Below are 13,040 nucleotides of genomic sequence, written 5' to 3'. Positions count from 1 at the left end.
CATGCTGGTGTCACTAAACCCAATTTCCTCACCAGCAGCAATGGGAAAAGCATATGGCAAAGGTCAAAAAGCTAGACCTCGCGTTACAAGGTGGCGGCGCCCACGGAGCTTATACCTGGGGCGTCATTGATCGCCTGCTGGCCGATGATCGTATTGAAATTGAGGGTATCAGTGGCACCAGCGCTGGGGCGATGAACGGCGTGGTAATGGCCGATGCGCTGACCAGAGGCGATAAAGAGACCGCACGGCAAGCACTGTACGATTTTTGGCAAGCGGTGAGTCGTGCGGGCATGACCAGCCCCATCCGCCGCTCTCCCTTGGATATATTGACCGGCAACTGGAGCCTGGATCACTCGCCCGGTTTTATTGCGATGGATCTGTTAAGCCGCGTGGCCTCCCCCTATCAACTCAACCCGCTCAACATCAATCCACTGCGCGATATCGTGGCTGATCACATTGATTTCGAGCGGGTACGGCAATGCCAGCAGCTTAAGCTATTTGTCGCGGCAACCAATGTACGCACAGGTAAACAGCGGGTGTTTCGCCGTGAGGAGATGAGCGTTGATGCGGTGATGGCCTCCGCCTGTTTGCCCTTTATGTTTCAGGCGGTGGAGATTGATGGCGAGGCGTATTGGGATGGCGGTTATATGGGCAATCCCGCGCTGTTCCCACTTATGGAGGAGTGCAGCGCACGGGATATTCTACTGATACAAATCAACCCTATCAGTCGCAACGAAGTTCCTACCTCGGCGTCAGCCATTATGAACCGCCTCAACGAGATCACTTTTAACTCAGCACTGATTAAAGAGATCCGCATGATTGCGCTGCTGAAGCACGCCCTCGATGAACAAGGCATTGAAAACTGCTATCAACAGGCGTTGTTTCATCGCATCAGCGGTGAGCAGGCACTTGAGGGACTCTCTGTCTCCAGCAAATCCAATTCCGAGTGGGCTTTTCTATGTCACCTGTTCGAACAGGGCCAAGCCGCCGCTGACCGCTGGTTAGGCGAGCACGTTGATGCCATCGGCAATCGCTCCACTCTTGATATTGATGCCGTCTATTTACATGAATAGCGGCTTACATAAATAGCGGCCGCATGGTCAGTTCCCGCCCCTTCTAGCACCAAGATGCCGCAAAATCAGCGCAGCATGCCCAATCATGCAGCATAGCCCTGACCACTTATCGCTAAAACGCACAACAAAAAATACAACAAAATACTGATTAATATAAAAAAGCCATAAAATGGCAAGCTACCTGCTTAACTCCTTCCAGTGGTGGTAGGCGTGGACCAGGCCCAACTGGGTACGAGTGCGTCGAACCTGACCTTCAACGATGAAGGCATGTTCTCGTCAATTGTTTGCGTAACGCGCTAATTCGTTTGCGTTGCGTAGCGATCAACTCGTTTTATGCCCCGTGAGGCCATCCCATGGACATACGCAACAAAGCCAACCGCATTCGGTTATTCAACTTCTCGACCCCTCAGATGCGCGCTTTCCACTTTTCATGGTTCGCGTTTCATATCTGCTTTTTTGGCTGGTTCGGCATCGCTCCACTCATGGCGATCGTTCGTGAAGACCTTTCGCTGACACAAACGCAAATCGGCAATACGATTATCGCTTCGGTGGCGATCACCGTGATAGTGCGCCTTGCAATTGGTGTATTGTGTGATCGCATCGGCCCGCGTAAAACCTATACTGGGCTACTGCTGCTGGGCGCTATCCCGGTAATGGGCATTGGCTTGGCCGATAGTTTTGAAACCTTTCTACTGGCACGCTTGGCCATTGGTGCCATTGGAGCCTCCTTCGTTATTACCCAGTACCACACGTCAATGATGTTCGCCCCCAATGTAGTCGGCACCGCCAATGCTACCAGCGCGGGCTGGGGCAACCTGGGTGGCGGCACCACACAAATTCTGATGCCCCTGATCTTCTCTGGCATGCTGATGCTGGGCGTTAATGAAGCCTTTGGCTGGCGCTTGGCGATGATGGTGCCTGGTGTCGTGATGTTCTTCACCGGCATTGGCTACTGGTTCTTTACCCAAGATGCGCCCAACGGTAATTTCAGCGATCTGCGTGCACGGGGTGAACTGCCTGAAGCGTCAGGCGAAAATGGTGCTGCGCAAAGCTTTCTAGCTGCCGCCAAGGATATACGCGTTTGGGCGCTGTTCGTTGTCTACGGCCTCTGCTTTGGCGTAGAGCTGACGATCAACAATATTGCCGCCATCTACTTCTTCGATAAGTTTGACCTGACGCTAGCTACCGCGGGTCTGATCGCTGGCTTGTTCGGGTTAATGAATATTTTTGCGCGTACCCTTGGAGGGGTTTTCTCGGATCTTTTCGCCAAACAAGGGGGCCTGAAAGGGCGCGTTCGCTGGCTGTTTATTGCCCTGGTTTGCGAAGGTATTGCGTTGGTAGCCTTCTCACAGATGCACGTATTGAGCCTGGCGATTGGCATCATGCTCGTGTTCAGTCTATTTGTGCAGATGGCTGAAGGCGCCACCTACGGTGTTGTACCGTTTATTAACAAAAAAGCCTTGGGCGCCGTCGCAGGGATTGTCGGCGCAGGCGGTAATGTAGGCGCGGTAGGCGCAGCCTTTTTGTTCCGCAGCGAAAGCCTGACCTATCAACAAGGGCTGTTCTATTTAGGCCTAACAGTACTGGTGCTGGCTTCCTGTGTGCTGCTGGTGCGCTTTAGTGATGCCACTGAAGCAGAAGAGGCCAAAGCCTATCACGATGCGATTGGTGATGACGTAGGCGCAGGCGCTCTGTCGTTACGTTAAACGCTTTCCAGTACACTCCCATCTAGCTACATAGCAGTATGGGAGTGTATTCATTTAGGCGGCAAGCCACTAAGGAAATCTCTATGTCTTCAGCGCAGCAACTGCTCTTAACCGCCATCCGTTGCGATATCGACAACCTTACCCACCTTGCCACCACCGCCGATATTGTCGGCGACATTAGCCGATTTATTCATATGCTCCAGCGTGAGCGGGGCGCCTCGACGATCTACCTGGTTTCCCAGGGGCAACGTTTCAAAACCCGCCGCGATACCTACCGTCAACACAGCCAGCAGGCCGAAACGTTAATGCGCCAACGGCTGGAAGCGCTCAGCGAGGAAGCCCGCCCTCAGGCCGCCGCGCGCTTACTGCGCCGAATCGCTGCCGTTTGGTATGCACTTGACGAACTTGGAGCCCTTCGCCAGGCGATCGATACCTTTGCCATCACCCCCGATGCGGCGACTCAGGCGTTTAACCAACTGACCAGCGGACTGCTGGCCATTGTATTTGAGGCCGCTGACACCGCTATCGATCCCGACATCACCCGCACGCTAGTGGCCATTTTCCACTTGATGCAGGGCAAAGAGTTGGCGGGCCAGGAGCGCGCCTGTGGCGCTTTTGGCTTTACCCATGGTCACTTCGACGAGCCCCACCGTGCCCTGCTAAACCAGCTAATGACGGATCAGCAGCGCTGCTTTGACACCTTTGTAGAGTTTGCAACCCCCGAAGCGCAACAGGCATGGCAAAAAGAGCTTTCTCCACGCACGCTGTCGGGTATTTGCCAACTGCGTGATGTCGCCTGTCAGCGATCCTCGGCAACGCAACCATTACCCAAGGAGACACCTGATAAGCTGGGTGAAACCTGGTACGAACTCACCACCCTGCGTATCGACTCAATGAAAATGGTTGAAGATGCGCTGATCTCTCAGTTGAGCGTGCTTTGTCACCGCAAAATTGCCCAAGCCGAGGATGCGTTAGAAAAAGCGAAAACGCAGACGTGTACTTATGCCCCTGCGCCTTGCGAACAGTTGCTGGCGCTCAATGACGGGCAACCGTTAGGTGACCTCACTGCCAACGCCCTCACCTCTCCACTGGGACGTTCACTGATAGAACTCACCCAAGCCCAAGCTAGCCGCTTACAGGGACTGAGTGATGAGCTTGAAAATACCCGCAAAGCGCTGCGTGAACGCAAATTGATTGAGCGCGCCAAGGGGCTAATCATGGCCCACCAGGAGATGAGCGAAGAGGAAGCCTACCGCTTTCTGCGTAAAACCTCGATGGATCAAAGCAAAAGCATGGCGGATATGGCCCAAGCTATTCTCGATCTCTCCGCGATGCTAAAACGTAAGGATGCAAAAACGTAAAGCCGCCGTTAACGACCACTTAGCAGCACTGCACCAGCAGTTTAAGCCTATATTTGCAGGATGCCGTCACCTTAGCCATGCTAAAAGCTTACTTGATTAATTAGGCAAGGAGCTCAACCCATGCATAACGGCGTGCTATTAATCACCGGCGCATCCAGCGGCATCGGCGCCGCCACCGCCCGAGCAGCCGCGCGTGAAGGCTATAAACTGGTATTGGCCGCCCGTTCTAGCGACAAACTCACCGCACTGGCCCAAGAGCTGGGGCCAGAAAATGTGCTGACCTGCGAACTGGATGTGACCAACATGGAGCAGCAGCAAGCCATGGTAGAGCAGACGCTGGAAACCTTTGGCCGATTGGATGCCATCTTTGCCAACGCTGGACGTGGCGGCTCACCCGGGGGCTTTAGCGAGGCTGACCACGACACATGGCGTGAGATGATCCTTACCAATATCTATGGCGTAGGACTCACAATCCAAGCCTGCTTGCCTGCCCTTAAACGCCGCAAAGGCCATGTGTTATTGACCGGCTCAGCGGCAGGACGCACGACCATCCCAGGCTCTATGTATAGCGCGACCAAGTGGGCGGTAACGGGCATTGGCTATAACCTGCGTGAAGAGCTCCGTGGCACTGGTATGCGCGTGACACTGATTGAACCAGGGATGGTAGACACACCCTTTTTTGATGAACCGCCAGCCTATGCCCTCGAAGATCGCGACATCGCCAGTGCGGTGGTGTATGCGCTTGCCCAACCTGCCCATGTAGACGTCAATGAAATCCTTATTCGCCCTACTCCGCCTTTAAGTGAGGAGTGATAAGCCAGCGAACCTGGATAGTCGGCACCTTGTAATTCATCTGCACTGGCCGCATAACGTATAATTACCAAGCGCGCTAAGTAATTTTTCACGCTACGCGCCCACGAATTAATTTGCAGGTGACCCATGAGCCAACTCGCTTCCACGGCACTTTCCGTCCTCGACCTGGCGCCTATTCGCCAAGGCGGCAGTGCCGCAGAGACTTTTCGCGATAGTGTTGCCCTAGCACAATTAACCGAGCGGCTAGGCTATACCCGTTACTGGCTCGCCGAACACCACAATATTGCCGGCATTGCCAGCGCCGCAACCGCTGTTCTAATTGGCCACATAGCGGGACAAACATCCACCATCCGCGTAGGCAGCGGTGGCATCATGCTGCCTAACCATCCCCCACTGGTGATCGCAGAACAGTTTGGCACCCTGGAAACGCTCTACCCTGGCCGTATTGACCTGGGCTTAGGCCGTGCGCCAGGTTCGGATGGCGCCACGATGCAGGCCATGCGCCGCAACGCTCACGCGGGTGTCGACGACTTTCCACAGCTGCTGAATGAGCTGCGCAGCTACTTAGCCGATGCAGAGCCCCAGCAACGGGTGAAAGCGGTGCCGGGCCAAGGTACTCATGTGCCTGTTTGGTTACTGGGGTCTAGTGGCTACAGCGCGCAGTTGTCAGCCAAACTAGGCCTGCCCTTCGCGTTCGCGGCCCAGTTCGCGCCGGGCTATTTATTTGAAGCGCTGCGTTTATACCGTGACAATTTCCGCCCTTCGGAACACCTGGATAAACCTCATGCCATGGTCGGCCTGCCCGTCATTGCTGCCGAGAGCGACGCGCTGGCTCACTACCTGGCGACAACAGCACAGCAGAAGTTTTTAAACCTTATTCGCGGTAAGCCAACCCAGTCACAGCCGCCGGTTGAACAGCTCGATTGGTCGCCGATGGAACAGGCTCAAGTCAGCCAATTTTTAGGCGCGGCTATTATTGGTGGGCCAGAGACAGTTAAAGCAGAGCTTGAGGAGTTCCAAGCGCGCACGGGGGCCGATGAACTGATGATTAATAGCGATTTTTACAATCACGCCGACCGTCTACGCAGCTACGAAATTGTGGCTGAGGTCGCCCGATAAGCGCTTGGCTGCATAGGATAGTTATGATCACACTCGCTTTCTCACCCATAACGGATGACGATTTTGCTGCTTTTTGGCCCACCTTCCAGGCCATTGTTGAAGCACAAGAGAGCTATGCGTTTGATCCCAATATCAGTTTTGAAGCCGCCCGTCAGTTATGGTGTAAAACGCCGAATGCAAGCGTGGTTGCCAAGGATGAAAAGGGCCAAGTGCTGGGCGCTTATTACCTAAAAACCAATGCAGCTGGCCCCGGCGATCATATATGTAACTGTGGTTATATGGTCTCCCCCGCCGCTCGGGGCAAAGGCGTAGCGCGCGCCATGTGCGAGCACTCCCAGCAGCAGGCACGAGAACTGGGGTTTCTCGCCATGCAGTACAACGCCGTGGTGGCCACCAATGAAGTGGCCGTTGCGTTGTGGCAGAAACTTGGTTTTAGTATCGTAGGTACCGTGCCTAACGCCTATCGCCATGCGCGCCATGGTTTTGTCGACACGTATGTGATGCATAAGGTGCTTTAGCGATAATACACTTATCAAACAGCCTTTTATCGAAAAAGCCAAAAAACTTAAAAAACGTTTAATTATACGACTTTATTATGGTCGAGCATTTTACAATATCAAAAACTAAAGCTAACTTAATCAAGCCGCTGCTTTTAACGCTTAATTGATACCTTTTAACACTCACCTATGCACCAATTCAGGTGCGGGGAGTATTAGGAGAAGTAACAATGCAAAACATATCAGTTAAGAGAGTGATTGCTGGTGCACTGATTGTGCTTTTAGCGATGATTATAGTGCTGGGCAGTATGGGTGTCATGGAAGAGCGCGAGGCTGCACAGCTGCTATCAGAAATCAATGAGATAAGTGCTCAACAGGCGAGTGCTGCTAACCGTGCAGAAACTAACCTAATGGAGGTGCGGGTCAGGCTAGAGCGGATATCACAGCACTACCGCAGTGGGAACGAAAACAATGCGGAGCGTGCCCTAGGAGAGGCGCTGCAGAGTTTGGAAAGGTCTGACCGGCGTATTGCAGAACTCTCTGGCCTTGAGCTCCCGGTTGACTCCGAGCGTCGCCCTCTCATTGCTGACATTGTCGATAATTACAACCTTATTGTCACTGACGGCCTAAGAAGTGATCTCGCCAATGAACGCTATGAAGCTCTAGATGCGTATAGAGATCCCATCAACCAAAAATTTTCAAGCTTCAGCACAGCAATCAGTAATTTTAATAACTATGCACTAAGCCGGGGCAGCCAAGTTCACTCGGAAGCCCAGCGCGACAGCGTTATTTTTGGCATTACCGTGGGCATTCTTATCTTAACGGCCATAGTGCTCTATATCGTTGTACAAATAATGATTAATCGGCTCGTTATTAATCCACTGCAACGTGCGGTTCGCATCTGCGAAAATATCGCCAAAGGGGACTTGACCAGCCATATCGACACCCTAGGAAGTAACGAGATTGGCCGCCTTTATAGTGCCATGGAGGATATGCAAGAGCGTCTGGAAGAGATGATTGGCACACTCAATCAAAGTAGCGAAGCAGTCGCTTCCAGTTCAACGCAAATCGCTAGCGGCAGCCAAGACCTCGCCTCACGCACCGAGCAACAAGCCGCGGCTTTGCAACAAACAGCCGCGAGCATGGATGAAATCTCATCAATTGTGCGCCAAAACGCTGACACTGCCAGCCAGGCCCAGCAACTGACCCTAGACGCCGCACAACAGGCAAATAACGGTGAGCAGGCGTCTGAGCGCACCAGCCTGCTAATGAGGGAGTTAGAAGAGACCTCGCACAAGGTACACGACATTATTCAGGTGATTGACTCTATCGCCTTTCAAACCAATATCCTGGCACTTAATGCCTCTGTGGAAGCTGCCCGTGCAGGCGAGCATGGCAGAGGCTTTGCGGTGGTTGCGAGTGAAGTTCGCTCACTAGCAACAAAGACTTCCACTTCATCGAAAGAGATACGCACTATGATTGAAGATATCTCTCAGCGTATTGTTGTCGGTGCGGAGCAAGCAGCGAAAAATGGCCATGATATGGCGGATATCAACGAAGCGATTCGTAAGGTGACGGAAATGATGCAAGAGCTTGCGCTCGCCGCAAAAGAGCAGGAGTCGGGCATTAGCCAAGTCAGTACGGCTGTATCTCAGATGGATTCCGCCACTCAAGAAAATGTGTCATTGGTTGAAGAAACCAGCACCGCGTCAGCCTCACTCCAGGATCAAGCCACTCGTTTGGCCGAGTTAGTCACCACCTTCAAACTGAAGCGGGTTGCGAACGGTGGTTCGGAACCCTCTACCGCCACTGCTTCAAAGCATACCCTGGCAACAACTCACTCTTCTTATACGTCGAAAAAATTATCCAGCACCACACCAGATTGGGAAGAGTTTTAATTCACCTCTTTGGGCCAGCGTCGCTGGCCCTTTTCCCTTAGGCTTTGTCTGAAAAGTCGGCGAGCGAAGGCCAGACAAGGCAAAAATCGGCGAAAAGACGGATCGGACTCGCGCACGAGCCGATTTTTAACGCCGTATGGTCGAGCGCAGCCAGTTTTCAGACAGAGCCTAGGCCAGCCGTTAAGTGAATCATCATTAATAGCCCGCTAAATGCAAAAACCAGCAAAATAAGGTACTTTCCCTCAGCTAATGACAATACGTTAATAAGCAGTTCCTCTTATCGGTGATGGCTAATAATAATGTCTGTTCATACCTGGTTATTCTCGCGCTTCTCACTACGCTCACGGTTTAGCGCACTAATTGCAACGTTGGTGTTTGCCACTACGCTGCTACTGGGCTGGGTGGCATCTCGTGAATCAGCGCAGCAAATGGAAGCTAGCATTGGTACGGCGACTGCAGAAGCGGCTTATCAAATGGTGGATAAGCTAGAGCGCAATATGGATGCACGTATTAAGGAGGTCAAACTCCTATTGGGTATGCAGGCACTCACTAATGACACGCGTCCTGGCGCGCTACGGGGACAGCTAGAACGTTTGCAAGACAATCACAACGTTGTGTCTTGGATTGGCTTTACTGACCCGGAAGGGACTGTTCAAGCAGCGACTGGAGGAATTTTAGAAGGCGTTTCAATAGCGCACAGACCCGTATTTATTGAAGGGCGCAAAGCGCTTTGGATAGGCGATGTTCATGAGGCAGTGCTTCTCGCACAGTTGCTGCCTAACCCCAGTGGTGAAGCGCTTAAGTTCGTCGATATTGCCACCCCTGTGTATGACCGCAATAGGGAACTCCAGGGCGTTCTAGCGGTACATTTAAGCTGGGAATGGGCCGAATATATTCAGCATTCAATGTTTTCACCTACTAAGCAGCGTCAAGATACCGAGATGCTACTGCTTTCAACTGATGGTACCGTCTTGCTGGGCCCAGAAACGCTCATGGGTCAATCATTAGCCAGCCTGGATCATCTACCCGGGCCCGCTACCACATCACCGCAATGGGCTATTGAAACCTGGCCCAATGGTGAACAATTTGTGACAGGCTACGCTCGAAGCAACGGCTATGAGGACTTTCCTGGATTAGGCTGGATAGCGATTAGCCGAAAACCGGTCTCTATCGCTTTTGCCCCCGTGGAGCAGCTCCAGGCAGCCATTATGGGCATCGGTATTCTACTGGCGCTGCTGTTTGCAATGATTGGTTGGACGATAGCCTCTCGCATGGTGACTCCTCTCACCCGCCTAGCCAGTGCCGCCGATCAAATACAGGAGGGCGAGCAAGCCGACTGTATTCCTCTGGAAAACGGCTCTCCTGAAATGAAGCGCCTATCGACCTCAATGCGTAACATGGTCAGCCGGCTACTGGATCAACGTCAAACGATCAACCGCTTAGAGGATCTAGCCAATACCGACCCACTAACGGGGCTTCCCAATCGCGCCTTTCTTAATCAATACCTACAGTTGGCCATTCCAGAAGCGGAAAGAAACCAGCAGAGCATGGTGGTGATGTATATCGATCTGGATGGTTTCAAACGGGTCAACGATGAACTGGGCCACCATGCGGGGGATCTATTGCTTATTGAGATAACCCAGCGCCTGAAAAACGCCCTGCGCAGTGGCGATGTGGTTGCGCGCCTGGGTGGCGATGAATTCGTCATGGTGCTCAAAACCAAGCAGGAGTACCTGGAAATGCTTACCCACGAAGTGAGTAGGCGTTTACTTACGGCTATCGCCCAACCGATTTTATTACCCGAAAATAAGCGCGCCCATGTGGGCTGCAGTTTGGGCGCCGCTTGGTGGCCACACCACGGCCTGCATATTGAAACGGTGCTAAAACTTGCCGATAGCGCCCTATATGCAGCTAAAAGTAAAGGCAAGCATCAGCTAGTGATTCACAAACCTTAGTCAATCACGTCAAAACAGTGTTGGAGCTGCTGCTCAGCGGCAGCGCTGCCCATCGCCGTTAACTTAGCGATATTGCGCTCGGGAATAGCGTCGGTATCGCCGTAAAACTCAATCGCCTTTTCGACGCTCTCTTCGCGCAACAGATGCACCATGGCGTAGGGAGAGCGGTTGGTATAGTTAGAGGCGTCATCGGGCTCAGCACCGTCGAAGCAGTAATCCGGATGAAAAGTGGCGAGCTGATAGACCCCTTCATACCCCTGGTCGACAAGGATATTTTCTGCCAGCTCAACAAAATCCAAGTAGTGATCAAAGCTTTTGAAAAGCGTTGGGAATACCAGCAGCGTGGTTTCTGTTTCTGGATGCTCATCCAGCCACTGGACTTCGACCATCAGTTCCTCCAGTGCCACTTCGATTTTCTTGGAGCGCACTACTTCAACTCGGATGGTGTCACTCGCTAACTCACGTTGAGCGAACGGGCAAATGTCGTGAGCCACAATGAAGGTGCGCACCCAATTCAACGTTTGCGCGGCTACTTGATAATCTGCGTGTTGGTTATTTGTGTGCATTGCACCCTCACGGTCATGGTCAGGTCGGCGATGGCCGACGCTTTGTGCGCAGCAGTTTACCAACTGTTCATGACCAACTACACGTGCTCTTGATAGCGCTTCAGCGCCACCTCATAAGATTTATGGATATGGTCGTCCATTAATGCACGCGCTGCTCTAGCATCGCGCTGTAGCGCCAGCTCCACAAGTTGATGGTGCTGCTCGTCAAGCTCTTGGCGAATCGTCGGCATCTTCGGCCCCAGACGGCGATAGCGATCAAATTGGTCGTGTAACTGTTCAATAAAACGTAATAGCCACACTGACCCACAGGGCGCCACCAAGGTACGATGAAACTGGGTATGCAGATGTTCCCACTCCTCGCCTTTATCCAGGGTTATATCAGCCCGTTTCAGGCGGTGCGCAGCGGCTAACAGGTCAGCTTCCCAAAGCGAGTCACCCTTAGCAATCGCCCGTTCAAGCGCCATTCCCTCCATTTCCAAACGCATCTGGGCAATATCGTCCAGCTCATCCCGGGACAGCTTCGGTACCCGAAAACCGCGCTGATTCTCCTGCACCAGCAACCCATACGCCGCCAATTTATTGAGCGCTTCTCTTAGCGGACTCAAACCGACTTGGTAGCGATCTTTAAGCGCATTGATCGCGAGCTTTTCGCCGGCGACAAAACGCCCGCCCACCAAATCCTTACGTAAATGATCAAACACGCGACTTGATGCAGTACCTGCTGGCCCTGCTGACTTGGCTGACGTAGGTACAGAATTACTCATGGCGATGTCCTTTATTCATCTCAGCTCCCGCTGTCCATTCTATTTTTCGCTGTTGACGTTAGATCGGGCACTACCTATATTCTATTTTAGACAAGATAATCGATTTTTTAACCTACAAACGATAAATAAGGTTTGAGTATGATTTTTCTCCCTTCGTTGGCTGTGTGGAATATCCGCCCATGAAACCAACCGCTCTCTCTTGGCAACTATTCTGGGCATTTTTCCGCGTTGGTATCTTCGGTTTCGGTGGCGGCCCCGCCATGATTCCTTTAGTACGAGCCGAGGTCGTCACCCGCCACCACTGGCTAACCGATGAAGAGTTTGCCGACGTGCTGGCGATTGGCAATACTCTACCCGGTCCCATTGCCACCAAAATGCCCGGCTACATTGGTTATCGCGTGGGCGGTATAACGGGCTGCATAGCCGCCGTCATTGCCATCATCGTGCCAATGATTGTAGCGATGATTGTTATGTTAGGCATTTTCAGCCGCTACCGCGATGTGGCATGGATTCGCGGCATGGGCCAGGCGGTAGTACCTGTTGTCATGGTGATGATGGCACAGCTGACTTGGGACTTTTTCGATAAATCACAGGCTGCTCTTGGCTGGCTGGTTAGTATTGCCATGGCCATTATTGCCGCCGGGCTAATCTACTGGCTCGGCCTTCACCCTGGCTGGGTGATCGGCGCCATTCTCGTTGCTGCCCTGCTGCGCCCTGCTGGCAAGAAGAAAGCGGAGGGGGCGGCATGATTTATTGGGATCTCTTCTTAGCGTTTTTTATTCCCAACATTATCGGTTACGGCGGTGGCCCGGCCATTATTCCACTAATTGAGGCTGAAGTGGTGGGCCGTTATGGCTGGATGACCGCGCAAACCTTCGCGGAAACATTAGCCCTGGGTAACGCCTTGCCTAGCCCTATCGCCACCAAAATGGCCGGCTACGTGGGTTATGAAGTAGCGGGCATTGGCGGCGCTTTCATCGCCGTAGCCGCCACGGTGATTCCTACACTGCTGCTGATGCTGGGTGCCTTGGGGCTGCTCTACCGCCACCGCGACTCTCCCAGGGTTAAGCGCATGAGTCAGTGGGTGCGCCCGGTCATCGCCATGATGATGGCCTGGCTAACCCTGGGATTTCTGCTCGAAAGTTTGGACTCCAGCGGTACGATTCACACCCTGATCATTGGCATAGTCGCCGCTATTGCACTGGTTGGCTTCAAAACGCACCCCGCCTTTGTGGTTATGGGCGCCTTGGTTTATGGAGGCTTCTTCCTCGGCTAACGCTTATTGACA

The 13,040-nt window shown here is 52.9% G+C and carries 12 protein-coding genes; 10 read left to right on the top strand and 2 right to left on the bottom strand.

Annotation, left to right across the window (positions count from 1 at the left end; all coding sequences use genetic code 11):
- The first annotated feature begins 53 nt into the window (after window positions 1-53).
- The 8 genes from ACFIOZ_RS05240 to ACFIOZ_RS05205 all read left to right on the top strand — a co-directional run bounded on the left by ACFIOZ_RS05240 (window position 54) and on the right by ACFIOZ_RS05205 (window position 10,422).
- Window positions 54-1,073, top strand: coding sequence for a patatin-like phospholipase family protein (locus ACFIOZ_RS05240; RefSeq protein ID WP_386082640.1), 1,020 nt, complete (start codon window positions 54-56; stop codon window positions 1,071-1,073).
- Window positions 1,074-1,426: 353 nt separating this feature from the next.
- On the top strand, window positions 1,427-2,779 hold the full coding sequence (locus ACFIOZ_RS05235; RefSeq protein ID WP_386082639.1) for a NarK family nitrate/nitrite MFS transporter: 1,353 nt from the start codon (window positions 1,427-1,429) through the stop codon (window positions 2,777-2,779).
- Between the two features lie 83 nt (window positions 2,780-2,862).
- Window positions 2,863-4,140, top strand: a complete 1,278-nt coding sequence (locus tag ACFIOZ_RS05230) for a nitrate- and nitrite sensing domain-containing protein (protein WP_386082638.1) — start codon at window positions 2,863-2,865, stop codon at window positions 4,138-4,140.
- Between the two features lie 120 nt (window positions 4,141-4,260).
- Window positions 4,261-4,953 carry an SDR family oxidoreductase gene (locus ACFIOZ_RS05225; RefSeq protein ID WP_386082637.1) on the top strand — a complete coding sequence of 231 codons (693 nt, stop codon included), beginning with the start codon at window positions 4,261-4,263 and terminating at the stop codon, window positions 4,951-4,953.
- A 126-nt stretch (window positions 4,954-5,079) separates the two neighbouring features.
- Window positions 5,080-6,072: an LLM class flavin-dependent oxidoreductase gene (locus tag ACFIOZ_RS05220; protein WP_386082636.1), complete on the top strand. Its 993-nt coding sequence runs from the start codon at window positions 5,080-5,082 to the stop codon at window positions 6,070-6,072.
- Window positions 6,073-6,095: 23 nt separating this feature from the next.
- A complete protein-coding gene (locus ACFIOZ_RS05215; RefSeq protein ID WP_088700896.1) occupies window positions 6,096-6,590 on the top strand; it encodes a GNAT family N-acetyltransferase in 495 nt (164 codons plus the stop codon).
- A 209-nt stretch (window positions 6,591-6,799) separates the two neighbouring features.
- Window positions 6,800-8,467 (top strand): methyl-accepting chemotaxis protein, encoded by a 1,668-nt coding sequence (locus ACFIOZ_RS05210; RefSeq protein WP_386082635.1) that lies wholly within the window; start codon window positions 6,800-6,802, stop codon window positions 8,465-8,467.
- Window positions 8,468-8,766: 299 nt separating this feature from the next.
- Complete coding sequence (locus ACFIOZ_RS05205) at window positions 8,767-10,422, top strand: sensor domain-containing diguanylate cyclase (RefSeq protein WP_386082634.1); 1,656 nt, start codon at window positions 8,767-8,769, stop codon at window positions 10,420-10,422.
- Here the strand turns inward: ACFIOZ_RS05205 and ACFIOZ_RS05200 are convergent.
- Together ACFIOZ_RS05200 and ACFIOZ_RS05195 are read right to left on the bottom strand one after the other, a co-directional pair.
- The gene (locus tag ACFIOZ_RS05200; protein ID WP_386082633.1) at window positions 10,419-10,988 is read right to left on the bottom strand and encodes a DUF1415 domain-containing protein; all 570 of its coding nucleotides are present in this window, start codon (window positions 10,986-10,988) and stop codon (window positions 10,419-10,421) included. The genes ACFIOZ_RS05205 and ACFIOZ_RS05200 overlap by 4 nt on opposite strands.
- 77 nt (window positions 10,989-11,065) lie before the next feature.
- Window positions 11,066-11,752, bottom strand: a complete 687-nt coding sequence (locus ACFIOZ_RS05195; protein WP_386082632.1) for a GntR family transcriptional regulator — start codon at window positions 11,750-11,752, stop codon at window positions 11,066-11,068.
- Between the two features lie 179 nt (window positions 11,753-11,931).
- Between ACFIOZ_RS05195 and ACFIOZ_RS05190 the strand changes: the two genes are divergently transcribed.
- Both ACFIOZ_RS05190 and ACFIOZ_RS05185 read left to right on the top strand, forming a co-directional pair.
- A complete protein-coding gene (locus ACFIOZ_RS05190) occupies window positions 11,932-12,501 on the top strand; it encodes a chromate transporter (protein WP_386082631.1) in 570 nt (189 codons plus the stop codon).
- Window positions 12,498-13,028 (top strand): chromate transporter, encoded by a 531-nt coding sequence (locus ACFIOZ_RS05185; RefSeq protein ID WP_386082630.1) that lies wholly within the window; start codon window positions 12,498-12,500, stop codon window positions 13,026-13,028. The genes ACFIOZ_RS05190 and ACFIOZ_RS05185 overlap by 4 nt, the downstream gene beginning before the upstream one ends.
- Window positions 13,029-13,040 lie beyond the last annotated feature (12 nt).

The organism is Vreelandella sp. F11, from assembly GCF_042466685.1.
Classification (GTDB): domain Bacteria; phylum Pseudomonadota; class Gammaproteobacteria; order Pseudomonadales; family Halomonadaceae; genus Vreelandella.
This window is presented reverse-complemented; position numbering and strand designations above follow the sequence as displayed.